This window comes from Microbacterium sp. NPDC089186, assembly GCF_040685115.1.
Lineage (GTDB): Bacteria > Actinomycetota > Actinomycetes > Actinomycetales > Microbacteriaceae > Microbacterium > Microbacterium galbum.
In genome coordinates this window covers 540,859-566,738 of the sequence record NZ_JBFBHJ010000001.1, presented here as the reverse complement: position 1 = coordinate 566,738, position 25,880 = coordinate 540,859, and the positions used below count along the sequence as shown (strand labels likewise).

21 protein-coding genes are annotated in these 25,880 nt (G+C 71.2%); 12 read left to right on the top strand and 9 right to left on the bottom strand.

Annotated features, from left to right (window positions below; all coding sequences use genetic code 11):
- Positions 1–54: 54 nt before the first annotated feature.
- Genes AB0N82_RS02665 through AB0N82_RS02655 form a run of 3 tightly spaced genes read right to left on the bottom strand, consistent with a single transcriptional unit; the run spans position 55 to position 4,492 of the window.
- Positions 55–1,941: an FAD/NAD(P)-binding protein gene (locus AB0N82_RS02665; RefSeq protein WP_363387795.1), complete on the bottom strand. Its 1,887-nt coding sequence runs from the start codon at positions 1,939–1,941 to the stop codon at positions 55–57.
- On the bottom strand, positions 1,938–3,290 hold the full coding sequence (locus AB0N82_RS02660) for an NtaA/DmoA family FMN-dependent monooxygenase (RefSeq protein WP_363387792.1): 1,353 nt from the start codon (positions 3,288–3,290) through the stop codon (positions 1,938–1,940). Before AB0N82_RS02660 ends, AB0N82_RS02665 begins: the two co-directional genes overlap by 4 nt.
- Complete coding sequence (locus AB0N82_RS02655) at positions 3,287–4,492, bottom strand: LLM class flavin-dependent oxidoreductase (RefSeq protein ID WP_363387789.1); 1,206 nt, start codon at positions 4,490–4,492, stop codon at positions 3,287–3,289. Before AB0N82_RS02655 ends, AB0N82_RS02660 begins: the two co-directional genes overlap by 4 nt.
- Before the next feature lie 315 nt (positions 4,493–4,807).
- Between AB0N82_RS02655 and AB0N82_RS02650 the strand changes: the two genes are divergently transcribed.
- From AB0N82_RS02650 to AB0N82_RS02625, 6 genes are read left to right on the top strand one after another with little or no spacing between them, the layout of a single operon-like run.
- Positions 4,808–6,223 (top strand): FAD-linked oxidase C-terminal domain-containing protein, encoded by a 1,416-nt coding sequence (locus AB0N82_RS02650; protein WP_363387786.1) that lies wholly within the window; start codon positions 4,808–4,810, stop codon positions 6,221–6,223.
- Positions 6,224–6,265: 42 nt separating this feature from the next.
- A complete protein-coding gene (locus AB0N82_RS02645; RefSeq protein ID WP_363387783.1) occupies positions 6,266–7,912 on the top strand; it encodes an ABC transporter substrate-binding protein in 1,647 nt (548 codons plus the stop codon).
- A gap of 35 nt (positions 7,913–7,947) precedes the next feature.
- Positions 7,948–8,964, top strand: coding sequence for an ABC transporter permease (locus tag AB0N82_RS02640; protein ID WP_363387780.1), 1,017 nt, complete (start codon positions 7,948–7,950; stop codon positions 8,962–8,964).
- Positions 8,961–9,869: an ABC transporter permease gene (locus AB0N82_RS02635; protein ID WP_363387777.1), complete on the top strand. Its 909-nt coding sequence runs from the start codon at positions 8,961–8,963 to the stop codon at positions 9,867–9,869. Before AB0N82_RS02640 ends, AB0N82_RS02635 begins: the two co-directional genes overlap by 4 nt.
- The gene (locus AB0N82_RS02630) at positions 9,866–11,512 is read left to right on the top strand and encodes an ABC transporter ATP-binding protein (RefSeq protein ID WP_363387774.1); all 1,647 of its coding nucleotides are present in this window, start codon (positions 9,866–9,868) and stop codon (positions 11,510–11,512) included. The genes AB0N82_RS02635 and AB0N82_RS02630 overlap by 4 nt, the downstream gene beginning before the upstream one ends.
- Positions 11,509–12,693, top strand: a complete 1,185-nt coding sequence (locus AB0N82_RS02625; protein ID WP_363387771.1) for a PLP-dependent aminotransferase family protein — start codon at positions 11,509–11,511, stop codon at positions 12,691–12,693. Before AB0N82_RS02630 ends, AB0N82_RS02625 begins: the two co-directional genes overlap by 4 nt.
- Before the next feature lie 136 nt (positions 12,694–12,829).
- Here AB0N82_RS02625 and AB0N82_RS02620 read toward each other — a convergent pair whose 3' ends face one another.
- A complete protein-coding gene (locus AB0N82_RS02620; RefSeq protein WP_363387768.1) occupies positions 12,830–13,840 on the bottom strand; it encodes an LLM class flavin-dependent oxidoreductase in 1,011 nt (336 codons plus the stop codon).
- Positions 13,841–14,053: 213 nt separating this feature from the next.
- Between AB0N82_RS02620 and AB0N82_RS02615 the strand changes: the two genes are divergently transcribed.
- The 6 genes from AB0N82_RS02615 to AB0N82_RS02590 are packed head-to-tail and all read left to right on the top strand — an operon-like array spanning position 14,054 to position 21,027.
- On the top strand, positions 14,054–15,328 hold the full coding sequence (locus AB0N82_RS02615) for an ADP-dependent glucokinase/phosphofructokinase (protein ID WP_363387765.1): 1,275 nt from the start codon (positions 14,054–14,056) through the stop codon (positions 15,326–15,328).
- A 47-nt stretch (positions 15,329–15,375) separates the two neighbouring features.
- On the top strand, positions 15,376–16,389 hold the full coding sequence (locus AB0N82_RS02610) for a hypothetical protein (protein WP_363387762.1): 1,014 nt from the start codon (positions 15,376–15,378) through the stop codon (positions 16,387–16,389).
- A 37-nt stretch (positions 16,390–16,426) separates the two neighbouring features.
- Positions 16,427–17,890, top strand: coding sequence for an aldehyde dehydrogenase family protein (locus tag AB0N82_RS02605; protein WP_363387759.1), 1,464 nt, complete (start codon positions 16,427–16,429; stop codon positions 17,888–17,890).
- Positions 17,890–19,173: a four-carbon acid sugar kinase family protein gene (locus AB0N82_RS02600; protein WP_363387756.1), complete on the top strand. Its 1,284-nt coding sequence runs from the start codon at positions 17,890–17,892 to the stop codon at positions 19,171–19,173. Before AB0N82_RS02605 ends, AB0N82_RS02600 begins: the two co-directional genes overlap by 1 nt.
- Positions 19,170–20,162 (top strand): 4-hydroxythreonine-4-phosphate dehydrogenase PdxA, encoded by a 993-nt coding sequence (pdxA, locus tag AB0N82_RS02595; RefSeq protein WP_363387753.1) that lies wholly within the window; start codon positions 19,170–19,172, stop codon positions 20,160–20,162. The genes AB0N82_RS02600 and pdxA overlap by 4 nt, the downstream gene beginning before the upstream one ends.
- Positions 20,163–20,172: 10 nt before the next feature.
- Positions 20,173–21,027: a DeoR/GlpR family DNA-binding transcription regulator gene (locus tag AB0N82_RS02590; protein WP_363387750.1), complete on the top strand. Its 855-nt coding sequence runs from the start codon at positions 20,173–20,175 to the stop codon at positions 21,025–21,027.
- A 221-nt stretch (positions 21,028–21,248) separates the two neighbouring features.
- Here AB0N82_RS02590 and AB0N82_RS02585 read toward each other — a convergent pair whose 3' ends face one another.
- The 5 genes from AB0N82_RS02585 to AB0N82_RS02565 form a co-directional block, all read right to left on the bottom strand.
- Positions 21,249–21,908, bottom strand: coding sequence for a nucleoside/nucleotide kinase family protein (locus AB0N82_RS02585; RefSeq protein WP_363387747.1), 660 nt, complete (start codon positions 21,906–21,908; stop codon positions 21,249–21,251).
- A complete protein-coding gene (locus tag AB0N82_RS02580; RefSeq protein WP_363387744.1) occupies positions 21,905–22,855 on the bottom strand; it encodes a PfkB family carbohydrate kinase in 951 nt (316 codons plus the stop codon). Before AB0N82_RS02580 ends, AB0N82_RS02585 begins: the two co-directional genes overlap by 4 nt.
- Positions 22,848–23,657 (bottom strand): ATP-binding cassette domain-containing protein, encoded by an 810-nt coding sequence (locus AB0N82_RS02575; RefSeq protein WP_116537706.1) that lies wholly within the window; start codon positions 23,655–23,657, stop codon positions 22,848–22,850. Before AB0N82_RS02575 ends, AB0N82_RS02580 begins: the two co-directional genes overlap by 8 nt.
- Entirely contained in the window at positions 23,654–24,652 is a 999-nt protein-coding gene (locus AB0N82_RS02570; protein ID WP_363387740.1) for an ABC transporter permease, read from the bottom strand. Before AB0N82_RS02570 ends, AB0N82_RS02575 begins: the two co-directional genes overlap by 4 nt.
- A 104-nt stretch (positions 24,653–24,756) precedes the next feature.
- Positions 24,757–25,767 carry a substrate-binding domain-containing protein gene (locus AB0N82_RS02565; protein WP_363387737.1) on the bottom strand — a complete coding sequence of 337 codons (1,011 nt, stop codon included), beginning with the start codon at positions 25,765–25,767 and terminating at the stop codon, positions 24,757–24,759.
- Between the last annotated feature and the right edge of the window lie 113 nt (positions 25,768–25,880).

The following is a 25,880-nucleotide window of genomic DNA, read 5'->3' as shown; positions in this document are numbered from 1 at the left end:
CGGAGGTCGGGACGCACAGTGGCCTCCGGGCCTCCGCGCGGGTTCCCGATCGAATCAGCGGATGCCGGCGACCCGACGTGTCGTGACGGCGGCCGTGACCGCCCCCGCGACGCGGTCGGTGTGGCGGAGCGAAAGGGCGTTGGAGTTCGGTCGGGTGAAGGCCCCGGCCTCGAGCCCCGCGGTGAAAGGACCCAGCGCGAAGAGCGTCTCCTGCGCGATGCCGTCGCGCGAGACCACCCGCCCGTCGGGGTCGACGTCGATGCGGCCGAGGGAGCCGGCGAACTGCTCGTCGGCCACGTGCACCTCCCGCCCGTGCCGGGTCGCGAGCTCGCGCAGGGCCGGGTTGTCGCTCGCTGCCGCGGCGGGTGCGGGCAGCCACGCGTCGACGAGAGCGGCGGCGACGACCTCGCCCCCGCGGCGGGGGGAGGTCGCGACGAAGCCCCGGGGCGGGTCGAGGTGCACCGCCAGGTCGGGGCCGAGGAAGCGCACGACGCCCGCGTCGGCGAGCGCGAGCAGCTCCTCCAACCGGTGCGGCGGCGGTCCCGACGCGACGTAGCTGAAGAAGGTGTGCCAGGTGACGGGCAGGTCGACCGCGCGCGAGCGTGCGCTCCATCGATCGACCGGGATGTCGCCGAGCGCGAGGAACGACCCGAGGATCGTGAGGAAGAGTGCCTGCGTCGTGCTGTGCTCCGCCGAGGTGCGCAGCAGCAAATCGTCGGCGATGTGCCGGCGGACACGCGCGTGCACCGCCCGCTCATCGAGGAAGGTGTCCTCGCCCAGCGGGACGTCGAGGGTGCGCACGTCGAAACGGTCGAGGGGACCCGGCACCACCTCGGCGACGGCGCGACGCAGCGCCGCCGTGTCGCCGTCGACGGCCCGCAGCGTCGCGCGGAACGCCTCCCACGTGGTGCCGACCCGTTCGGGATGCCCGGTGAAGAGCTCGCGATAGTGCGCCCACACGAGCTCCCGCGCGATGAGCGGCCACACGTCGTCGACGAAGTCGATGCTGCCCGGTCGATCCAGCAGCTCGGCGATGGCCGCGGGCGTGAGCACTTCGCGCTCGGGTGCATCGCCCTGCACCTGGGACGCCACCTTCGACCGGTACGGCACACCGCGCCGCGACCCGAGGTGCAGACGCGGCTCGCGCCCCGAGGCGGTGTAGGCGAGCTTGCCGTCGGCGCGGCGCGAGAAGCGGCCCCCGCGTCCCTGGGTCAGGAGCACGACGGCATCCACCGACGCCAGTCCCATCCCCCGCACGATGACGTCGGCGCCGGGTGCGAGGCGCGACAGGTCGGCGTCGGCGGTGAAGGCCGGCTCGAGGTAGACGAAACCGGCGGCGGCGGCTGCGGCGCTCACGTCGAGGGCGGTGCCCTCGGGCTCGCGTCCGTTGTGTCCGACCGCGTAGACGACGACGTCGGCGCTCAGGCGCGTGCCGTCGGCGAGTGCGACCTCCCACCCTTCGGGGGTGTCGTCGACCCACTGCACGCTGCCCGGATGCCATCGCACCTCGACGCCGGGCGGGGCGATGGCGACCGTGCGACGCCAAAACCAGTCGAGGTACAGGCTCTGCAGGCGGCGTGTCGGAAAGCTGTCGCCGCGCAGACCGTGCACCTCGTCGGTCAGCGCGGGATCGTCGATCCGCACATCGGGCAGGCGCCCGTCGCGCACGCGCTCCGCCCACTCGATGAGGGAGGGGCCCGAGCGCACCGGACCGGAGATCACACAGCTGTCGTCGGTGAAGACCGTCACGTCGCGCGCCATGGAGTTGAGTTTCAGCAGCGGTGACTGTTCGTACCGCCAGATGCGGCCGCCCCCGGGCGGGAACGGGTCGACGAGCGTGATGCGCAGGGGCGCGGCCGTGGCGCGCGTGCGCCGTGCGAGCAGGCGCTCCACGAGCATCACCGCCCGAGGTCCCGCCCCCACGATCACGACGTCGCTCACGGCGCGGTGACCCGTTCGCGAACCGCCGGCAGCCCCAGCAGGTCGTGCAGCGTCGCCCCCTCGTCGTACGAGCGGCGGTACGAGCCCCGCTCCTGCAGCAGCGGCACGACCCGGTCGGCGAACTCGTCGAGACCGTGCGGGGTGACGTGACCGACCACGGTGAACCCGTCGGTCGCCCGCTCCTGCACGTAGCGGTCGATCTCGGATGCCACGTGCTCCGGCGTCCCGACGAAGGTGTGGTTCGCCGTCAGGCGGATGACGAGCTCGCGGATGCTGAGGTTCTCGGCCGCGGCCTGGTCGCGCAGCTGCCCGACCCGGGCACGGATCGCGGCGTGCCGACCCGCGAAGCCCTGTGCGGTCTCGACGCCCGTGTCGGGCTCGACGTCGGGGAGAGGCCCGTCGGCGTCGTAGTCGCTGAGGTCGCGGTTCCAGATCTGCTCGAGATACGTGATCGCCGTCTGCGGGCGCACTTGGGCGAGGGCGATCTCGCGCGAGCGCTCGCGGGCTTCCGCGGCGGTGTCGCCGAGCACGAAGGTCGCGGCGGGCAGGATCTTCAGGGAGTCCTCGTCGCGGCCGTGCGCGGTCAGCCGCCCCTTCACGTCTCGGTAGAACTGCTGCGCGTCGGCGAACTCCGTGTGCAGCGAGAAGATCACGTCCGCGTGCGCGGTGGCGAAGTCGCGACCGTCGGCCGAGTCGCCCGCCTGCACGATGACCGACCGCCCCTGCGGCGAGCGGGGCACGTCGAAAACGGCGTCCACGTCGAACAGGCGCGACGCGTGCCGCACCCGCGCGATCGCCCCGGCCCGCAGGAACGTTCCGGTCTCGGCATCCGCCTCGATCGCGTCGTCGCGCCACGAAGACCACAGCGACTTCGACAGCTCGGCGAACTCCGAGGCCCGCACGTAGCGGTCGGCGTGGTCGAGGTATCCGCCGCGGCGGAAGTTGGCGCCGTGGAAGGCGTCGGAGCTGGTCACGGCGTTCCATCCGGCACGGCCGTTCGACAACAGGTCGAGGGTGCCGAGCTGACGCGCGAGCTCGTACGGTTCGTTGAAGGTGGTGTTGAGCGTGCCGACGAGCCCGATGTGCTCGGTGACCGCGGCCAGCGCCGTGAGGATCGCGAGGGTGTTCGGGCGCCCGGCGACGTCGAGGTCGTGCAGCTGCCCGCGGTGCTCGCGCAGGCGGAGCCCCTCGGCGAGGAAGAGATAGTCGAACAGGCCGCGCTCGGCGGTGCGGGCGAAGTACTCGAACGACGAGAAATCGATCTGGCTGCCCGCGGCCGGGTCGGTCCACACCGTGGTGTTGTTCACACCGGGGAAATGGGCGGCGAGGTGGATCTGCCGACGGGTCATGCGCCGACCTCCTGACGGGCGTAGCGACTGGCGGGGCGGGGGAGTCCGAGACGTTCGCGCAGCGTCGCCGCTGCGTCGTCGGGCCGCAGGATGCCGGCCTCCGCCGCCCGCGGGACGACGCTCGCGGCGATGGCCTCGAGGTCGGCGGGCAGGCGGGCCGGACGCAGGCGGATGCCGTCGACCCCGGCCGCGGCCAGGGCCCGCAGCTCGTCCACGACATCGTCGGCGGTGCCGACGACCACGCGGGCGTCGGTGGTGAGCGTCGCCCGATCCTGCAGGCGGTCCCACACGGCGGAGGCGGCCTCGCGCGTCTCCTCGACGAGCACGAGCACATCGGCGAACACGCGCAGCGGCTCGTCGAGCGTGCGCACCGCGTCCGCGGCATCCCGCAGCTCATTGAGGATGCCGGTCGCCGACGCCGCGTCGGAGGGGGTGATGAACACCAGGTCGGCGTGCTCCGCGGCGAAGCGGTAGGGCACGCTCTGGTGCGCGAGGGCGGTGATCAGCGGCTGGCCCTGCGGGGAGCGCGGCACGATCGAGGCGCCGGTGATCGAGAAGAACTCTCCCGCGTAGTCGATGTTGTGCACGCGGTCGCGGTCGAGGAATCTGCCCGTCTCGAGGTCGCGCACGATCGCCTCGTCCTCCCACGAGTCGGCGAGCCGGCGGATCACCTCGGCGACCTCGCCCGCCTCGCGGAACGCAGCGAGCAGCGCCGGATCGTCCTCGACCCGACCCGACGCGGGCAGGCCCGCAGGGCCGCCGGTGCGGCGTCCGAAGTTGGCTCGCTCCTGCTCCGTCGATCCGGCCACGAGCCGCACGCCCCCGCGTCCGCGGCTCGCGTGATCGAGCGTCTGCAGCCCGGTCGCGACGTGGAAGGGCTCCGGGTGCGCCGTCGTCACCGTGGGCACGAGGCCGATCCGGCCCGTGACCGGGGCCAGGAACGACGCCAGCAGCACCGCGTCGAGGCGCCCGCGGACGCGGTCGCGCCGCGTCTCGGCATCCGGTTCGCTCGAACGGCCGCCGAGGCTGAGCGCATCCTCGATCGTGGCGAAGAGCACCCCGGCGCCTTCGGCGGTGCGGATCAGATCGCGCCAGTACGCGGCCGATGTCAGTGCGGTGGGGTGGGCGCCGGGCTCGCGCCAGGCGGCGGGATGCCAGCCGGCCCCGTCCAGGGCGACGGCGAGGTGGATGCGGTCCGGCATCGAGGCTCCTTGTTCTGCGGGCGGCGGATCAGCGGGCGGCGGATCGTCTTCACTGTCGCGCGAGGGTGGCGCGGGCCTCAATCGGTGACGTAACGCAACGCCTCGCAGCGACACGTTCGCCGACGAGGCCGCGGAACTTAGCGCTTCCCGCCGGACGACGCACTCCTCGGAGCGGTCTGTGACGCCGCGCGACGCGGCGTTTCCGACGGTGACGGGGCGCTACGGCCCGTGTCGGCCGAGGTGAGGGCGGCGGCACCGGGGCCTACCTTCGGCCGGAGTCCCGTCGCCCATCGCATCCCGGAAAGAGGTTCGCCCATGAGCACTTCCGCCGTCGTCGCCCCGCTCACCGGTCTGCCCGCCCTGCTCGACGCCGTGCGCGAGGTCGCCCCGCACCTCGACGTGCGCGCGCCCTCGGCCGCGACGGCCCCCTTTGCCTTCGACGCCGGAACCGCTCCCCGTCACGGGGAGGCGGACGAGGACGGGCCCGCGGTCGCCTTCCCCTCCACCGTCTCCGAGGTGCAGCAGCTCGTGCGCCTCGCCGGGCGGCACGGGGTGAGCATCGTTGCGCGCGGTGCCGGCAGCGGGTTGTCGGGAGGCGCCTCGGCGACCCGTCATCAGCTCGTGGTGTCGACGGACCGTCTCGACCGCATCGTCGAGGTCTCGCCCGCCGACGAGGTCGCGGTCGTCGAACCCGGCGTCCTCAACGCCGCCCTCAACGAGAGGCTCGCGCCCCTCGGCCTGTTCTACGCCCCCGACCCCGCGAGCTGGCGCATCTCGACCATCGGCGGCAACATCGCCACCAACGCCGGGGGCCTGCGCTGCGCCAAGTACGGCGTCACCCGCGAGTCGGTGCTCGCCCTCGACGTCGTCCTCGCCGACGGGAGTCTCGTCTCGATCGGCCACCGCTCGATCAAGGGCGTCACCGGCCTCGACCTCGTCTCGCTCTTCGTCGGATCCGAGGGGGTGCTCGGCATCGTCGTCGGGGCGACCGTCCGCATCCGACCCCTCCCCGTCGCCCGCCGCACGGTGACGGCGTTCTTCGACTCCACCGCGGCGGGGGCCGCCGGCATCGGCGCCATCACCGCGTCGCGCGTGCGCCCGAGCGTCATCGAGTTCCTCGACGAGCCCACCCTCGTCGGCATCGACGCCGCGCAGGAGTCGGGACTCCGTGCCCGGGGCGCGGCCCTGCTGCTCATCGAACTCGACGGCTTCGGTATCGACGAGCAGACCGCCGAGCTCACCGTCGCCCTCGAGAGCGCCGGCGCTCGCGTGCGCGTCGAGAGCGACGCGGATGCCGAGACGCTGTGGGAGCTGCGACGGTCCGGGCGCCGGTTCGACGACGACTCGTGGTTCGTCGGTGGAGATGTCGCCGTGCCGAAGTCGCGCATCGCCGAGGTCTTCGCGGGCTTCCCCGCCCTCGAGGAGCGCTATGGCGTCGCCGTGAGCGCCGTCGCTCACGCCGGAGACGGCAACCTGCACCCCGTGATCACCCTGCCCATCCCCGCCGGCGCCGATCCCGCCGCCTCTCCCGCGGTCCTGCACGACGCGGCCGACGACCTCGTTCGCGCGGCCCTCGCCGTCGGCGGCACGGTCAGCGGAGAGCACGGCATCGGCACAGTCAAGCGCGAGCTCGCGGCTGCAGAGCTCGCGGAACGCGTGCGCGTGGCCCAGCTCGCGATCAAGGACGCGCTCGATCCGACCGGACTCTTCAACCCCGGAAAAGCCCTCTGAAACCCGTTCCCCACAGCACCTCCCCACAGCACAAGGACCCTCATGATCACTCGCTTCCGACGCCTCCTCGGCGTCGCCTCCGCCCTCACCGTCGGGGCCGTCCTGCTCAGCGGATGCGGCGCCGGTACCGCAGCCGGCCCGGCCGAAGGCTCCACGCCGAAGCCCGGCGGCGACCTCGTCTTCCTCATCGACTCGCTCGGCGCGACCTGGATCCCGAACAACAGCGCGATCTCGAGCTACCAGGGCCAGATCTGGGGCAACCTCACCGACAAGCTGATCTACGTCGACGCCGAGGGCACCCTCAGCCCGTGGATCGCCGAGAGCTGGGACGAGAACGCCGACAAGACGCAGTTCACCCTGCACCTCAAGGATGGCGTCACCTTCTCGGACGGCACGCCCCTGGATGCCGCCGCGGTCGTCGCGAACATCGACATCTGGGCCAAGGGGCGCCCCGACGACGGCATCAACCGCATCGGCCTGTTCCCCTCGGCGAACTACGTGGGCGCCGAAGCGGTGGATGCCACGACGGTGACGGTGTCGTTCTCGGCTCCGACCCTGAGCTTCCTCCCGACCCTGGCCTACCACGGCTCGATCCTCATCTCGCCGGCGACCCTCGCCCTCCCCGCCGCGCAGCAGGCCGACCTCACGAAAGACATCGGCAGCGGCCCGTTCGTCGTCGAGAAGGTCGCCGAGGGCGACAGCGTCGTGCTGAAGAAGCGCGACGACTACGACTGGGGCCCCGAGGCCGTCGGCCACGAGGGCCCGGCCTACCTCGACACGATCACCTACAAGCAGGTCGCCGAGCCCACCCTGCGCACCGCCTCGGTCGAGTCGGGCCAGGCGCAGGTGGCGTACAACGCCAGCCCTCAAGATCTCGAGGCGCTCAAGGGCGAGGGACTGACCGTCGAGACGCCCCGCTACCTCGGGTTCGTCAACGGGTACGCCCTGAACACCTCGGTGGCTCCCTTCGACGACATCACGGTGCGCCAGGCCGTGCAGCACGGCATCGACCGTGACGAGATCCTCTCGACGGTCTACACCCCCGACTGGTTCGCGGCCGAGTCGCTGTTCCAGAGCACGGTGCCCGAGGCCACCGACCACACGGCCGACTTCGCGTACGACCCCGACAAGGCCGCGGCCCTGCTCGACGAGGCGGGCTGGACGAAGGGCGCCGACGGCGTCCGCACGAAGAACGGCCAGAAGCTGTCGTTCACGCTCTACCCCAACCCCTACCTCCAGGCGTCGCAGTCCGTCGATGAGCTCGTCGACCAGCAGCTGACGAACCTCGGCTTCGAGGTGAACCTCGAGACCTACGACGTTCCGACCTACGGGCAGAAGGTCATCGGCAACGCCGCGGTCCCCGCGAACGAGATCACCCGCAGCTTCGTCGACGTCGGGACCGTGGCCGGCGTCCTGACCTCGCAGAAGAAGGGCGACGAGGACTGGTTCAAGGTCGGCACCTCGGATGCCACGCTGAACGACCTGTCGACGCGCATCGCCACGGCCACCGACCGCGACGCCCGCGCGAAGGTGGCCGACGAGCTGCAGGGCTACATCCTTCAGCAGGGCTACTTCGTGCCGCTCACCCAGATCGTGCAGCGCGTCTACGTTCAGGCGCCCGAGGTGAACGGCGTCTCGTACAACGGCCTCGCCTACGCGTACTACCTGGACGCCTGGCTCACCCGCTGACGTCCTCCCGACCTTCGCGAACGAAAGGAGAGAGCATGCTCGGCACCTACGGCCGCTTCGCGCTGCGGCGCACGGGCCAGGCGCTCGTCGTCGTGCTGCTGGCGTACCTGTTCACGTTCTTCGTGATCAGCATCCTGCCCGGCGACCCGATCACGAGCACCCTGCGCAACCCCGACAACGGCTTCACCGAAGACGACATCGCCCGCATCGTGTCGTACTACGGCCTCGACCAGCCGTGGTGGGTGCAGCTGGGGTCGTCGCTCGGCCGCTTCGTCGTCGGTGACCTCGGCGTCTCCCTGCGCTCGAACCTGCCGGTCGGAACCCTCGTGCTCGACGCGCTCGGCTCGACGCTCAGTCTCGCGGGGGCCGCCCTGCTGGTCGCCGTGGTGCTGGCCGTCGCGATCGCGTACGGCACGCAGTTCCTCCCGCCCCGGTTCGGTCAGGGAGTGCTGCGCTCGCTGCCGTCGCTCTTCCTGTCCGTGCCGAACTTCGTGATCGGCCTGCTGCTGATCCACGCGTTCGCCCTCGGGCTCGGGCTGTTCAGCATGATCGACACCGAGACGCCCTGGGGAACGTTCTTCGCGGCGGTGGCCCTCGGCATCCCGGTCTCGGCGCAGCTCGCCGAGGTGCTCATCGCCTCGCTCGACCACGAGTCGCGGCAGGAGTACGTCGCGGTGGCGCGCTCACGCGGCCTCGGTCAAGGCGCGCTGTTCCTGCGTCACCTCGTGAAGCCCTCCGCGCTGCCGACGGTGACCGTGCTCGCGCTGATCGTCGGCGAGCTGCTGGGCGGCGCGCTCATCACGGAGGCGATCTTCGGTCGCGTGGGCATCGGGACCCTCGTGGAGCAGGCCGTCGCGAGCCAGGACCTTCCGGTGCTGCAGGCGGTGGTCTCTCTCGCGGCGATCGTGTTCGTCGTGGTCAACCTCGTCGCCGACCTGGCCTACCCGCTCCTCGACCCGCGGGTGTCGATCGGCTCGCGCGGGCGCACCGTCGCCACCCCCGCGGCCGATGCACCCGCACCGGCGCTGCGTGAAGAGGTGAGCATCGTATGACCGCCGCACCCCTGTCCCCGGTCGCGGCCCCGGTGCCGCCCGCGGCCGACCCGTCGCCGGGATCGGTGTCGGGATCCGCCCCGGGCGGGCCGCTCGCCCGCAACCGTGGCATCCGTCTGTCCGTTCCGATCGACGTGATCGTCTCGTTCGGGGTCGTCGCCGTGGTCGTGGCGTTCTCGCTCGCGCCGTGGCTCTTCACCGCGCAGAATCCGGCGCAGGGCGTGCCCGCCGACAAGCTGCAGCCGCCGAGCGCGGCGCATCTGCTGGGCACCGACCACCTCGGTCGCGACCTGTTCGCCCGCATCGTCTTCGGCGCGCAGTCGTCGGTGACGAGCGCCCTGGTCGCCGTTGCGATCGGGGTCGTCGTCGGGGGCCTCATCGGCCTGCTCGCCGGGTTCCTCGGCTCGTGGACCGACACCGTGCTCGCACGCTTCGTCGACGTGCTGTTGGCGATCCCGGCGTTCCTGCTCGCCGTCGTGATCGTCAGCTCGCTCGGCTTCCAGACGATCAACGCCGCGATCGCGACGGGCGTCTCGGCCGTGGCGGTCTTCGCGCGGGTCATGCGGTCCGAGGTGCTGCGCGTGCGCTCGTCGGTGTTCGTGGAGGCGGCGCGGTTGCAGGGCGGATCGACCCTGCACGTGCTGTTCCGGCACGTGCTCCCCAACGCCTCGCGCTCGCTCATCCCGCTCGCCGTGCTGCAGTTCGGGCTGTCGATCCTCGTCATCGCGGGGCTCGCCTTCCTCGGCTACGGCGATCCGCCCCCGGCATCCGACTGGGGTCTGCTCATCTCGGCGGGTAAGGACTACCCGCGCGCGCCGTGGCTCGTCGTGTGGCCGGCCCTGGTGACCGTGGCCACCGTGCTCTCGATCAACCGCATCAGCCGGTGGCTGAGGAGGACGTCATGACCGTCACCCTTCCCCTCCGCGAGGAGGCGGGCGCGACGCCCGCGCCCCTGCTGCACGTGCAGAACCTCTCGGTCGCTTACGGGCGCACCCCCGTGGTGCACGACGTGTCGTTCTCGATCCCGCGCGGCGGCAGCCTCGCGCTCATCGGCGAATCCGGGTCGGGGAAGTCGACGATCGCACGGTCGGTGCTGCGGCTTCTGCCGCGCGACACCGGTCGGGCGAGCGGGCGCGTGGAGTTCGCCGGCGACGAGGTGCTGGGGCTTTCCGAGACGCGGTTCCGGCCGTTCCGCGGCCGCCGCATCGGTTTCGTCCCGCAGGACCCCTCGCACGCGCTCAACCCCGTGCGCACGGTCGGCGCGCAGGCGCTCGAGGCGGCGGCGCTGACCGACGCCCCCGGCCGCCGCGCGGCCGTCCTCGACATCTTCGCCCGGGTGGGTCTGCCCGACCCGGCCCGCGTCTACGACTCCTACCCGCACCAGCTCTCCGGCGGCATGCTGCAACGCGTGCTGATCGGCCTCGCGGTGCTGCCGCGGCCCGATCTGCTCGTGGCCGACGAGCCCACGAGCGCCCTCGACGTCACGATCCAGAAGCGCATCCTCGACCTCCTCGACGAGCTGCGCGGCGAGCTCGGAATCGGTCTGCTGCTGATCACCCACGATCTCGCGATCGCCGCCGAGCGCACCGACGAGATCGTGGTGCTCAAGGACGGGCGGGTCCAGGAGGCGGGCGCCACCGGAGACGTCTTCGCCGCGCCGACGTCGGATTACACCCGGCAGCTGCAGGCCGACGCCCCGGCCCTCAACCCCGACCGCTACCGTCACGCCGACGGGCGCGGGGTCGACGCGTGGACCACCGACACCACCGCCGCCCGCATCGAGGTGCGCGAGATCTCGAAGAGCTTCGTCGTCGACGGCACCGCTCGCGCCGCCGTGGCCGGGGTCTCCTTCCGCGTCCCGCCGGGCACGACCCACGCGCTCGTGGGCGAGTCGGGCTCGGGGAAGACCACCACCGTGCGCCTGCTGCTGGGGCTCGAGACCCCCGACGCCGGCGAGATCCTCGTCGACGGCGCGGCGGTGACCGGGCGCACCGAGGCGGAGCTCCGCGGCATCCGTCGTCACCTCCAGCTCGTGTACCAGAACCCCTTCACCTCCCTCGATCCCACGTGGAGCGTCGGGCGGATCATCCGCGAACCGCTCGACCGGTATCGCGTCGGCACGCGCGCCGAGAGGTCCGCCAAGGTCGCCGAAGCCCTGGATGCCGTGGGCCTGCCGCCGCAGCTCGCTCGCCGCCGCCCCGACGCGCTGTCGGGCGGCCAGCGTCAGCGCGTCGCGATCGCCCGGGCCCTGGTGCTCGAGCCCGACGTCATCGTGCTCGACGAGCCGACCTCGGCCCTCGACGTCACCGTGCAGGCGGGGGTGTTCGACGTCCTCCGCCGCCTGCAGCGCGAGCGCGGCCTCACTTACCTGTTCGTCTCGCACGACCTGGCGCTCGTGCGGCAGATCGCCGACACCGTCTCCGTGCTCCAGGGCGGACGCGTGGTCGAGGCCGGACGCGTGGCCGACGTGCTCTCGCACCCGCGCGAGGAGTACACGCGCGCCCTCGTCGACGCGATCCCGTCCCCCGATCTCCGGAGCTCCCGATGACCGTTCTCGCCCCCTCCCGTCCCGCGCTCGTCCGGGCCTTCAGCGCGCCGAAGGGGTTCGGCGATCAGACCCTGCGCGATCGCCGTCCGGACGCGATCGAGCTGCTCGGCGGCATCCCGGATCCGTCCGTGCTGCCGACCGCCGAACTCACCGAGGCCACGGCCCGCGTGCTCGCCCGGCCCGGCGCGCCGTCGCTGCAGTACTCGCGGACCGAGGGCATCCCGGCGCTGCGCGAGTGGATCGCCGCCCACGAGGGCGTGGCCGTGGAGCGGGTGCTCGTCACCAACGGCGGATTCCACGGGCTCGCCATCGCGGTGCAGACGGTGCTGGAGCGCGGCGACCTCGTCGCGGTCGACAACCCGGTGTTCCCGCTGTTCCTGCGCGGGCTCGAGCTCGTCGACGCGCGCGCGCTGCCCATCCGCGTGGGGGCCGAGGGACTCGATGTCGATGCGCTCGCCGCGGAGTTGCGCGCCGGAGCCCGGCCCGCCGCGGTCTACACGGTGCCCGAGTTCCACAACCCGTCGCAGTCGTCGCTGCCCACGGCTCGCCGCCGCGAGCTCGTCGACTTGGCCGAGAAGTACGGCTTCATCGTCTTCGCCGACGACCCCTACCGCGAACTGCGTTTCCACGGCGAGCCCGAGTCGCTCGCCCCGTTCCACGACTCCGACCACGTCATCCACGTCAACACCTTCACCAAGACCCTCGGCCCGGGTCTGCGCCTGGGCTGGGTCGTGCTTCCCGAACGCCTGGTCCGGGATGCCGTGGCCCTGCGCAGCCGCCAGGACTCGCACTCGTCGACCCTCGTGCAGGCCGTGGTCGCCGAGCTGCTGACGAGCGACGCGGGGCTGTTCGACCGGGTCCTCACGGGCGCGCGGGAGCTGTACCGGTCGCGGGCGCACGCCCTGGCCGAGGTGCTCTCAGCATCCGGTTCCTTCGACGTCACGGTGCCCGACGGCGGACTGTTCCTCTGGCCGCGACTCGTCGACGACCGGGTGGATGCCGATCGCCTCGCCGCCGACGCGAGCGCCGAGGGCGTGGAGTACCAGCGCGGCTCGTTCTTCCCCTCGGGGCCGGGGACGGATGCCGACCGGCACCTGCGCCTCGCTTACGGCGACGTCGACGAGGAGCGTCTGCGCGAGGCGGCGGCGCGGTTGGAGCGGGCGGTGGCGCGGCAGCGCTGAATCGCACGGCGGGACCGACCGCACTCGCGCAGGCTGGGCGGTTCGCGGCTCTCGCGAGCCGCGCGACCCCGCGTTCTGCGCGGTTGCGGTGAGCGGCGCCCGGTCAGTGATCGCCGGTCTCACGCCGCGACGGGCGTCAGGTGGCAGGCGCCCATCCCAGCAGCGGCCCGAGACGCCCCGCGATGTCGTCCAGGATCTGCGCGTAGTCATCGGCCGCGAAGTCGAACGGCAGCGCGAAGGCCACCTCGTCGACCTCCGGGAACGCCCGCGACGACAGCAGCTGCTCCGCGATCTGCTCCGCGGTGCCGACGAGGTCTTCGGCGAAGAGCAGCCCGCGCGGGCCCTGGGGGATGCCGACCCGCCCACGCCGCGCATCGGCATAGGCCTCGTAGCGCCGGCGCTGTTCGGGAGTCGCCGAGTCGGTGGGGATGACGACGAGTCCCTGCGAGACGCGGGCGTGCTCGCCCGCGGGATGCGACTCGCGGTACAGCCGGATCTGCGCGTGCTGCTCCTGGTCGAAGTCGGTGCTCTCGCCCGCCTGCACGACGCTGCTGGTCAGCAGGTGGAAGTCGTTCTCGGCCGCCCAGGCCGCCGACCGGGCGCTTCCCGCCCCGTACCAGAGGCGTTCGGCCAGGCCGGGGGAGTGCGGCTCGACGCGCTCGGAGAACTCCTCGATCCCCTCGATGCCGGCGCGGGTGCTCACGGGTTCGCCGGAGATGAAGCGGCGCAACCGCGCGAGGCGTTCGTACCCGAACTCCTCGTGCTCGACGGTGTCGGGGTACAGGGCGGCGGCGACATCGTCGAGACGCGGGGGAGGGCCCACCGAGAAACCCGGCTCCAGGCGACCGCCGGAGAGGACGTCGACGGTGGCGAGGTCCTCGGCCAGCCGCAGCGGGTTCTCCCACCCGAGCGGGATGACCGCGGTTCCCAGACGGATGCGGCTCGTGCGCTGAGTCGCCGCGGCGAGCACCGCGACGGGAGACGAGATGCCGTACTGCACGTGGCGATCGCGCAGCCATGCGCTGTCGAAGCCGAGGTCCTCGCCCCGCTCGATGATCGACAGCGTCGTCTCGTGTCCGGCCCGCGGATCGTCGCGGTCGAACAGGCCGATGGTGAGGAAGCCGAGGGAGCGCAGGCGGCGGGTCACGCATCGACGATAAAGGGTGGTGCGTTCGGGGCGGGCCACACGTCGACACCCTGAGCAATATGCGCGTATCGCGCGACTTGCTTTTTTAGTTGCGCAATGTGCGCGACTCACTTAGTGTCGAACCACGAGGTCACCCGACCCACTCTCCCGCGGCGAAGCGGCATGTGGTGCGAAGCGGCATCGACGACGAGGTCGCGAGGGAGTGGCACAGGGATGAGCAAGACGCTGTCGGGCGACGACCTCCGCGAGGTCGACGAGGCGCGCGCGAAGTACGCCGCGGTTCTCGAAGGACTCGACGGGCTCGTTCGGACCGCGCCGCTCATCGCGACCGGGTTCTCGGTGTGCAACGACCACATCTGCTCCATCGGGGAGGCTGAGTTCGCTGCGATCGTCGACGCGCAGGATGACGACGATCTGCAGGTCCGCGAGCTCGCCCGGTGGTTGCACGATCGCATCCTGCAGGGTCGCGGCGGCGAGGTCCTGGCCGCGCGCGGTGGGTTCGACTGGATCGTGCGCACCTTCCGGGGCACGCCCACCATGGGAGGGACCGGCGCTCAGGTGTCGCGCGTGCTGGCATCCGTCGGTGTGCAGAGCGTACTGGCTCTGTCGGATCGCACCGCCGCGCAACTCGACACCATGGACGACGGCCTCCTGGTGGTCGGAGACGACGGTCGTCTGCATTCGCCGCGAGAGATCACACCGTCGCCCGTCCGCCCGAACGACCCGATCTTTGTCTTCCAGTTCACGCAGGGTGTGCCGCTGCGCGGAGCCGATGCCGATGCCGACGCCGAAGCGATCGTCACCCGCCGCTCGACCCGCATCATCCTGCGGGCCCCGGCTCGCCCCCTCGACCTCGACGACGCGTTCGCGGCGTACGTGGAAGACCACCGGCTCACGACGGTGCTGCTGTCCGGCTTCCAGACGGCCGAGCCCGCCGCGGTCGAGCCCACTCGGGCCTGGTTCCTCCAGCGCTTCGCCTGGCTCGCGGACCGCCCCCGCCTCGTCCACTTCGAGATCGCCGAGTACGAGAGCCACGAGCACGCCCGCTCCGCGGTCGCCGGGCTGACCGGATTCGCCAACAGCCTCGGTATGTCGCTCTCCGAGCTCGGACAGCTGTCATCCGTGTCCGACCCGGTCGAGGCGGCGATCGCCATCGCGAACGAGCTGGGGTTGGACCGTGTGAGCGTGCACGCCGACGATTTCGCGTTCGTCGTGACGACCGGCGACCCGGCGCTCGAGGAGGAGGCCCTGCTGGCCGGTTGTCTGCTCGCCGCCTCCCGGGCGGTGACCGGCGCGCCCGTCCTCCCGCGCGAGATGCCTGCCGGAACCACTCTCAGCCCCCTGCCCGCGTCGCTGCGCCGGGAGTCGCCGGATCCGCGCTACCGCCTCGTGGCGGTGCCCTCCCCGTACACGCCGTCGCCCCGCGTGACACTCGGCCTCGGCGACACGTTCGTCGCCGGCATGCTGCTCGCCCTCGCGCCCCGCTGATCCCGCTCCCGACCTCGACAGACCACCCACGACAAGAAGGTCCCTCCGTGTCTCACTCCACCTCCGCTCCGCTGCCCCACGACGTGGGCAAGGTCCGATCGCTGCGTCGCTCGACCACCGCCGACGGCTTCTTCACGCTGTGCGCGATCGACCACCTCTCCGATTTCCAGATCCTGATCGACGACGACCCCTCCGCGGTCACCTTCGAGCAGACGGTCGCGGGCAAGCACCGGGTCATCGACGGCCTGCGCGAGTCGGTGAGCGGCTTCCTCGTCGATCCGCAGTACTCGTACGCCCAGTCGGTGCTGTCGGATGCCATCGGCAGCGACATCGGCGTCATGGTCAGCCTTGAGGACGACGGGTACCTCGGCGACGCCACGGAGCGCGCCACGCGGATGCGCGAGACCTGGAGCGTCCGGCAGGCGAAGCTCGCCGGGGCCGACGTCGCGAAGCTCCTGTGGTTCTACCGCCCGGAGTCCCCGTACGCCGCGCAGCAGCGCGACCTGGTCTCCGCGCTGGCGAAAGAGGCCGCCGACTGGGCGATGCCCCTCGTTGTCGAGCCCATCTGGCATCCGCTCGCCGGAGAGGACCCGCGTTCGTCGGACTGGAAGCAGGCGCGCATCGACGGGATCGTCGAGTCGGGCAGGCTCGCCGTGGAGCTCGGAGCCGACGTTCTCAAGACCGAGTTCCCGGGCTACCTCGGCGCCGGGGGCGACGTGGCGCGCGCCGAGGACGCCCTCGCGCGGCTGGATGCCGCTATCGACGTGCCGTGGGTCATCCTCTCGGCGGGCGTCGACTTCGCCGAATTCGCCGACCAGGTCGAGCTCTCGTCGAAGGCGGGCTCCAGCGGCTGGCTCGCGGGGCGGTCCATCTGGCGCGAAGCCGGCACGGCGACGACCGACGAAGCCTGGAACATCGGCATCGAGCTGGCGCGGCAGCGGCTGCGGGACCTGACCGACATCACCCGCACCCACGCGCGCCCCTACCGCCCGTCGCTCTCCGCGGAGAGCGTCTCCAGCGGATGGTACGAGACGTACCACGCCGAGGCTGCACGCGTCTGATCCGACGACGTCCGAAGAAGAACGCAAAGAGGTCACCATGTCGAACGCCATCACCACCGATCTGCTCATCGCCGGCGAGTTCGCCGCCGGTCGCGGCGCTCCGCGCGACGTGCGCAACCCCGCGACGGAAGAGGTCGTCGCCGTCGTCCGCGACGGCAGCGTCGACGATCTCGAGCGTGCGCTGGCCGCCGCCGAGCGGGCATGGGAGCCCTGGGCCGCGACGCCACCGGGGGAGCGCGCCGCGATCCTGCGCCGCATCGCCGATCTGCTGGACGAGCACGCCGAGGAACTCGCGCAGCTGCTGGTCGCCGAGGTCGGCAAGCCCATCTCGGAGGCGCGGGGTGAGACGGGCGCCACGTCGGGATACTTCCGCTACACGGCCTCGTTGCTGGAGACGCTCACGGACGAGATGGGCTACACCCCCAACAAGGGCGAGAGCCTGTGGGTCCGCCGCCGGCCGCACGGCGTGGTCGGAGCGATCATCCCGTGGAACTACCCCTCCGCGCTGACCTCGCGCAAGGTCGCTCCCGCGGTCGCCGCGGGCAACGCGATCGTGGTCAAGCCCGACGAGAAGACGCCGCTGTCGGCGCTCGCCGTCGCACGCATCATCCACGACAGCGGCCTGCTGCCTCCCGGCCTCGTCAACGTTGTGACGGGACCGGGCGAGATCATCGGATCCGCTCTCGTCACGAGCCGGACCACGCAGATGATCTCGATGACCGGCAGCACGTTCGCCGGCAAAGCGATCCTCGCCGCGGCGGCATCTCAGGTGAAGCCCGTCTCGCTCGAGCTGGGCGGCAACGCCCCGCTGATCGTCATGCCCGACGCCGACCTCGATCACGCCGTGGCCGAGACGGTCGCGTCGCGACACGCGAACAACGGCCAGGTCTGCATCTGCGCCGAGCGGATCTACGTGCATCGCGACGTGTACGACGACTTCGTCGGGCGCTACGTCGCGGCCGTGGGCGAGCTGGTGGTGGGCGATCCCCTGTCGGAGGCCACTCAGCTCGGTCCCAAGGTCAGTCGTGCCGAACTCGAGAAGACGCAGGCTCTGGTCGCGGAGTCCATCGCGCAGGGCGCTCGCGTCGTTCTCGGCGCGGACCTTCCGGATGCCGAGGCGTTCCGAGCCGGGTACTGGATGAACCCGGTCGTGCTCGCCGACGTCACCGACGAGATGGCGGTGTTCACGCACGAGGTGTTCGGGCCGGTCTCCGCGATCAGCTCGTTCGACACATGGGACGAGGTCGTGGCGCGGGCGAACGACACGAACTACGGACTGTCGGCCTACGTGTTCACCGCGAGCCTCGACACCGCGTTCCGTGCGAGCGACGACCTCAGCTTCGGTGAGGTGTACGTCAATCGCACGGGTCCCGAGGAGATGAACGGATTCCACACCGGCTTCCGCGAGAGCGGGCTGGGCGGCGACGACGGCCCGCACGGGTTCGACCAGTTCTTCCGCCGTCAGACCACCTACGTCCGACACACCTCGCAACGACCCTGATGCCGGCGCTCATCGACGGCGAGCCGGAGACACGGCGAGGGGTGGCGGTGATCGCCGACGACCTCACCGGGGCTCTCGACGCGGCCGCCCCCTTCTCCGCACACGGCTTCACGACCCAGGTCATCCCGTCGTCCGCGATCGATGCCCGCTCCGGTCACGGGGCAGACGTCCGCATCCTGTGCTCCGACACCCGCGACCTCTCGCCGTTCGCCGCGGCGGACAAGAGGGACCGCTGCATCGATCTCGTCCTCGAGACCCCGGCGATGCGCCTGGGCCTGAAGATCGACTCGCTCCTTCGCGGCTCCGTCGCTGCCGACATCCGAGCGGTCGTCGCGCGGCTCGAGCAGGCCGGTCCGATCTTCCTCGCCCCGGCGCTACCGGAACAGGGCAGGATCACCCGGGATTCGCGGGTCGTCGTGGATGGGGTGGATCTCGACGACACGGAGAGCTACGTGCGGTTCGCGGCGCCGACCGTGCGCGCGCTGGCCGAGCAGACGGGATTCGCCGTTCGCGTGGTGGGCCTCGACGAGCTCCGCTCCGACGGTTTCGGCGGCCAGGTCGTCGGGACACCGCACCCGCGGCCGGTCATCTACGTCTTCGACGCGGAGACGGATGCCGACCTCCGCCGCATCGTCGAGATCGGAGTGGCGTCCTCCGTCGCTCTCTGGGTCGGTTCGGCCGGTCTGTTCCACCAGCTCGCGCTCGAGCTGTCTTCGCAGCACGGGACGGGGGAGGATGACCGGTCGGCGCCCGCCCTCCCCACGCTCACGACGCAGCGCGATCCGCGCATCCTTGTCGTGTCCGGGAGCGCGTCCGCGCGCTCGTCGGCCCAGCTCGAGGCGCTCGTCGCAGACGGAGCGGTCGCCTGTTATGCCGAAGACCCCAGCGACGTCTCGCGCCTCATTCGAGAGCTGCGCGCGGCCCTCGCCACCGGCGCCGTCGCGGCGATCGGGGTGCGGCGTCCCGTCGACGAGACGCTCCCGCTCGACCCGAAGCACGCCCGCGTCATCGCCGCCGTGGTCTCGGAACTCCGCGGCTACGTCGACGGGATCGTGGTCGTCGGTGGCGAGACCTCTCGCCAGAGCTTCAAACAACTCGGCGTCCTCACGTTGCACGTGACAGCGTCCCTCGACGGCGGCATGGCCGCAGGACTCGCCGAGCCCGGGCTGAACGCTCCCCAGGCGGCATTCCCCTTCGTCTCGAAAGCCGGATCGTTCGGCGACGACGAAGCCCTGATCCGCGCCGTCATCCATCTGCAGCGGCAACTCGAAGGAGCACAATGACCAGTCCACGCATCGCCATCACCATGGGAGACCCCGCGGGCGTCGGCCCCGAGATCATCGTGAAGGCCCTCGCGGACCCGACCGTGCGCGAGAGCACGCGCGCCGTCGTCGTCGGAGACCTCGCGTGGCTGCGCGACGTCGCCTCCGCCCTCGGCTCGGACGTGGAGTTCACCCCGGTCGCGCACCCCGACGAGGCGGACTTCGACGGCTCGGCCGTGCCCGTGATCGACCTCGCCAACGTCACCCCCGAGGTCGCCTTCGGTCAGCTCTCCGCCGCCGCGGGCGACGCCGCGTATCGATACATCGCGCGCGCGGTCGACCTGGCGGTCGATGGATCCGTGGATGCCATCTGCACGGCGCCTTTGAACAAGCAGGCGCTGCACCTGGCGGGGCACATCTACCCGGGGCACACCGAACTGCTCGCCGACCTGACCGGGACCGAGGAGGTGTCGATGATGCTCAGCGCGCGGTCGTTGCGCGTCATCCATGTGACGACCCACCTCGGGCTCATCGACGCGATCGACCGCATCGAGCCGGGCCTGGTGACCCGCACCATCGAACGCGCCCACCGGACCCTCGTCGACGCGGGCGTCGACGAGCCCCGCATCGCGGTCTGCGCGATCAACCCGCACGGGGGTGAGAACGGCCTCTTCGGCTACGCCGAGGAAGAGCTCAAGATCACGCCAGGGATCGAGAAGGCGCGCGAGCAGGGCATCGACGCGCAGGGCCCCGTGCCCGCCGACACCGCGTTCTTCCGCGCGGTGCGCGGCGACTTCGACATCGTCGTCGCGATGTACCACGATCAGGGACACTGCCCCGTGAAGGTGCTCGGCATCGACGCCGGCGTCAACATCACGGTGGGGCTCCCCGTCGTGCGCACCTCGGTCGACCACGGGACGGCTTTCGACATCGCGGGCAAGGGGATCGCCGACGGGGCGGGCATGACCGAAGCGCTCCGCCAGGCTGTGCTGCTGGCCCGCGTGCGATAGACACGTTCTCATGCCACACAGCGCGTCACCGTCGTCCGCGGACGCCGCCCCGGCCTCGCCGGGGGCCCGCGGCGCCACCCGGGCTCGCCGCGAACGCATCGTCACCATGGTGCAGTCGGGGGAGACGGCGGTCGAGAGCCTCAGTGCGGTGCTCGCCGTCTCGCCGTCGACCATCCGGCGCGACCTGGCCGAGCTTCGGCGAGACGGTCGCATCACCCGTACCTACGGCGGAGCCCTCCTCACTGGACACGGGTACGAGTCGACGGTCGACGAACGCGACGGTCAGGCCTGGGAACAGAAGCACGCCATCGCGCGGCGTGCCCTCGAGCTCGTCGCCGATGGAGACACGGTCTTCCTCGACGGCGGGACCACGGTCGGTCAGCTGGTGCCCGGTCTGACGTCGTTCCGCAACCTGACGGTCATCACGAACTCGCTCACTGAGCTGCCGACGCTCATGCAGGCGCCGTTCACGGTGATCTTCCTCGGCGGAGAACTGCGCCGACCGAGCCAGAGCACGGTGGGTCCGCTCTCCGAAGAGGCGCTGCGTCGGCTCAGCGCCGATCACGCCTTCCTCGGGGCCGACGGCATCGTGGCGGGCCGAGGCATCTGCGAGGCCGACCTCACGCAGACCATCATCAAGGAGACGATGTCGCGCAACGCCCTGCGCACGCACGTGCTCGCCGACTCGTCCAAACTCGGCAGCGCTCCCTTCACCGCGTGGGCTGTGCTGTCCGGGGGCTACACGCTCATCACCGACGACGGCGCCACGGCCGAGCAGCTGCGTCCCTTCGAGCAAGATGCCGGCGCCGAGGTGGTCGTCGTGCCGGCCGCCCCGGCGAAGCGACCTTCCGGCCCGTCCGTCTGAGCCGCGGGGCCGGGATCCCCCGCGTCCGCATCCATACAGCGGCGTGCGCACCCGCGGGCCCCGGCTCGAGCCGTGCCATGAGGCTCCCGGCATCCCTCGTCCCTCCGCTCGCGAGGGGAGCCGCGCCGCCGCGCTCACCCCCGTCGAGGAGTCGGTGGAACGACGAAGCCCCGGACCGTGCGGAACGGGTGTTCCGCGAGGCCCGGGGCTTGCGTGCTCGGTCAGTCGATGATCCGGATCACCCGATCGGCGTGGCGCGCGGTCGAGTGGATGAGGTCGGCGTTCACCTGGTCGGAACCGAGGGTCCAGAACCGCGCGTCGTCGATGGACTTCCCGAAGGCCTGATGGCGTCGGATGAGGCGCTCGTGGCGCAGGTCCTCCGCCGGGGCGAGGAACCACACGGCATCGACGGCCGCCCGCGCCTTCGGCCACGCGTCCTCGTCGAGCAGGAGGTAGTTGCCCTCCGTGACGACCAGCGGCGTCTCGGGATGGATGCCGATGCTCGAGCCGATCGGTTCCTCGATCTCGCGCCGGAAGACCGGTGCGTAGATCACGGCATCCGTCGGCCTCTGCGCGTGGATGCGCTCGATCAGGTGGGCGTACCCGTCATCGTCGAACGTGTCGTGGGCTCCCTTGCGATCGCGGCGTTCGAGGGAGAGCAGGACCTCGTTCGCGAGATGGAAGCCGTCCATCGGGACGAGGACGGCGCTCTCCGGACCCAGGGCGTCGACGATGTGCGCCGCCACCGTCGACTTCCCTGCTCCCGGGGCTCCGGTGAGGCCGAGGATGCGGCGCGTCCCGGGCACGGCGAGCGAGCGGGCCCGGTCGACGACGTCGGCGAGGGTGAGCTCCTCGACGGTCGGGTGGAAGGACGTGGTCATGGTCGAACCTGTTTCTCGGCGCCTGAGGAGGACGGGCCGGACTTCGAGGGGACGGACGGGGAGGGGGAGGGCGGGGTGTCGAGGGTGGAGAGCCACTCCCGCGGCCCCATCGTCGCCACCCGCCGACCGGCGATGCGGGCGGCGAAGGCGATGCGCTTCCGGATGTCCGCCTCCGCTGCGGCGAGCGCGAACGCGTAGGCGCCGTGGAAGACGTCGCCGGCTCCGAGCGTATCGACCGCCTTCACAGGCGGCACCTTGATCCGGCCCTCCGGGCTGCCCCGCTCCGCGTAGTCGACGGGGGCCCCGCCGTGCGTCGTCACGACGGTGCCGACGCGGCCGCGCAGCTCCCGCGCGCTGTCGTCGGCGGTGTCCGTGCCCGGCAGGCGGAAGTCGTCCGAGCAGAGCATGTGCGGGTCGAGATCGATCAGATCGGCCATCACCGGCTTCCATCGCCCGGCGTCGACGACGACGGGCCGCCCGGCTTGCCGCGCGGCCTCGGCGACGGCCACGGCGAGGGCGGGATGATGGCCGTCGATCAGCACGACGGCGGCGTCGCCGACGAGAGCTCGGGCGTCGGTCGGTGCGGACACGGACGCGCCGGTCGCGTCGATCGAGACGACGCTGCGCTGGGCCTCCGCGGGGTTCACGCTGACGGCCGACACCGGCGCCCGATCCTGGTCGTCGGGCGTGAGGTCGACGATGCGCACGCCGTGTCGTTCGAGGTCCGCGACGATGACCTCTGCGACGGAGCCGCGCCCGATGGCCGTGACCAGCGTCGCCTCTCCACCCAGCGCGGCGAAGGTCACCGCCGCGTTCGCCGCGGGTCCTCCCGCCGCGAGGAACTGCGCCGTGGCGGTGACCTTCTCGTTCGGCGCCGGAGCGCGGTCCACGACATGGACCACGTCCAGCGTCGTCAGCCCGACGAAGACGCCTCGCGGTTCAGACACGTCCCGCGCGCTCGTCGTCGGTGGGCCGCTCGGCACCGGTCATGAGGGCCACGACCTCCGACATGCTGCGCTGCTTCGGATCGACCACGCCCGCGCGCTGGCCGAGTCGGTGGACGTGGATGCGATCCGCGATCTCGAACACGTGCGGCATGTCGTGGCTGATGAGGATCACGGGGATGCCGCGGTCCTTGATGGAGCGGATGAGGTCGATGACCTGTCCGGACTCCTTCACGCCGAGAGCGGCCGTCGGTTCGTCCATGATGATGACGCCGCGCCCGAAGGCAGCCGCGCGGACGACGGCGACGCCCTGCCGCTGTCCTCCGGACAGGGTCTCGACGGCCTGGTTCACGGACTTGATGCCGATCTTCAGGTCGGCCAGGTGCGCCGACGACTCCTTGCGCATCCGCGGCATGTCGAGCTGGCGGAACAGCGAGCCCCGGATGCCCTTGCGCCGCACCTCGCGGCCCAGGAAGACGTTGGAGGCGATGTCGAGCGCCGGGATGACCGCGAGGTCCTGATAGACCGTCTCGATGCCCTTGGCGCGGGCGTCGCGGGTGTTGTGGAACACCACGCGCTCGCCGTTCATGCGGATCTCCCCCGCGTCGGGGACGATGGCACCCGCGAGGGCCTTGATCAGGCTCGACTTTCCCGCGCCATTGTCGCCGACCACGGCGAGGATCTCGCCGTGGCGCAGCTCGAAGTCCGCTCCGTTGATGGCGGTGACGCTGCCGTACCGCTTGACGAGTCCGCGCGCCTCGAGAGCGTACGGCGAGGGGGTCTGCCCCTGTGCAGAACCGGTCATGAGGTCCTCCTACGAGCGAACTGGTCGACGGCCACGGCGATGATGACCAGGATTCCGGTGGCGATGTTCTGGTACAGGCTGTCGACGCCCGCCTGAGTGAGGCCGTTGCGCAGCACGCCGACGATGAGCGTGCCGATGAGCGTGCCGATGACGCTGCCGCGTCCGCCGAAGAGGCTCGTGCCGCCGATCACGACGGCGGTGATCGTTTCGAGGTTGGCGTTCTGGTACGCGTTGGGATCGGCGTTCGGGATGCGTCCGAGCGCCGCCCACGCCGCGATCATCGCGATGATGCCGGTCACCAGGTAGACCGAGAAGAGCGTGCGGTCGGACTTGATGCCCGAGAGTTTCGCGGCGGTCATGTTCCCGCCGACGGCGTAGACGTGCTTCCCCCACGCGGTCTGGGAGAGCGCGTACCAGACCACCGCGTAGACCAGCAGCATGGCGACGACGCCGTAGGTGGTGGAGAAGGATCCGATGCGGAAGGAGGTGCCGAGGAACGTCAGGGGCCCCTCCGGCACCTGGTACGTCTGCGACCCGGCGAACAGGCGTGTCGCCGCCTGGATGGCCGTGAACGTGCCGAGCGTCACGATGAAGGGGGGCAGGCGCAGCACCGTGACCAGCCCGCCGTTGACGGCGCCGAGGGCCATGCACACCAGGAGGGTGGCTCCGAGGGCGACGAAGGGGCCGGTGGTGCCGAGGGCTTGTGCCGCGACGAGCGTGCCGAGCACCGCGACGGAGCCGATCGACAGGTCGATACCCGACGTCAGGATGATGAGGGTCTGGCCGACGGCGAGGATGCCGACGACCACCGACTGCTGAAGGATCAGCGAGACGTTGTTCGGGTTCAGGAACGTCGGGGTGATGATGCTGAAGATGAGGATCGCCAGCAGGAGGGCGCCGATGGGGCCCAGCAGGGGTTCGCGGATGACGCGCTCGAGCATCGAGCGTGACTTCTGCCCCGGGGTGATGACCGCTGAGGTCGGGGTGGAGTTCATGGTGTCCTTCACGTGTCGAACGTGGCTGTGTAGGGGAGACGCGGCCCGGGGGCGATCAGCTCAGGCGATCGCCCCCGGCACGTGTGCTGGTCAGCGGGGGCTGATCAACCCCAGCAGTTCTCGGCTCCCCAGGCGGTGTCCTTCGACTCCACGCCGTCGACCGGCTTGTCGGTGACGAGCTGCGAACCGGTGTCGTTGAAGCCGGACGGCTTCGTGCCGTCCTTCGCGTACTGCACGACCGCCTGCACGCCCTGCTCGGCCATCTTGGCCGGGAACTGCAGGACCGTGGCGCCGATGATGCCCTTCTTGACGTTCTCGATGCCCGTGCAGCTGCCGTCGATCGAGCCGATCGTGACCTGGTCGGTGAGCCCGGCCGACTTGATGGCCTCGTAGCCGCCGGCCGCGGCGGGCTCGTTGATCGTGTAGAGGGCGTTGATGCCGGGCGCGCGCTGGAGGAGGTTCTCCATCGCCGTCTGCGCCTTGGTCTGGTCGCCGTTGGTGTCGGCCTGACCGACGATCTCGCTCGATCCCTCGGTGATGCCCGCCCCCTCGAGGAAGCCGTCGTGGCGGAAGGTGTCGACGGTGCCGCCGGGCGTGCCGTCGAGCATCGCCAACTGCGGAGCCTTGTCGCCGAGCGCGGCGCGCACCCACTTCCCCTGCAGGACACCGGCCTGCTTGTTGTCGGTCGCGAAGGTCGCGTCGACGGCATCCTCCGGGTCGGTCGCGGTGTCGAGGGCGATGACGATGACGCCGGCGTCACGCGCCTGCTTGATCGCGTTCAGGATGCCGGATGACGAGTTGGGCGTGATCAGGATGCCCTTGACACCCTGACCGACCAGGTTCTCGATCGCGGCGACCTGACCCTCGTTGTCGCCGTCGAAGGCGCCCGCGAGGGCGATGAGTTCGGCACCCTCGGACTCCGCGGCGGCCTTCGCCGACTCGCGGATCTTGACGAAGAACGGGTTCGAGTCGGTCTTGGTGACGACGCCGATCTTGATGGCGTCGCCGCCACCCGAACCGCCACTGCCGGAACCGCCGCTGCAGGCGGTGAAGATCATGGAACCGGCGATGACGGCGGCTCCGAGCGCCACCATCCTCTTGGATCGCTTGAACATCTCGGGGACTCCCTTGGCCTCTGTGAACCGGGCAACTTTGTCCGGCCCGCTTACCGTAAGGCCACGCAAGGGCTTGCGCAAGCGCTTGCTATTTAATTCTCCCTCGCTATCGT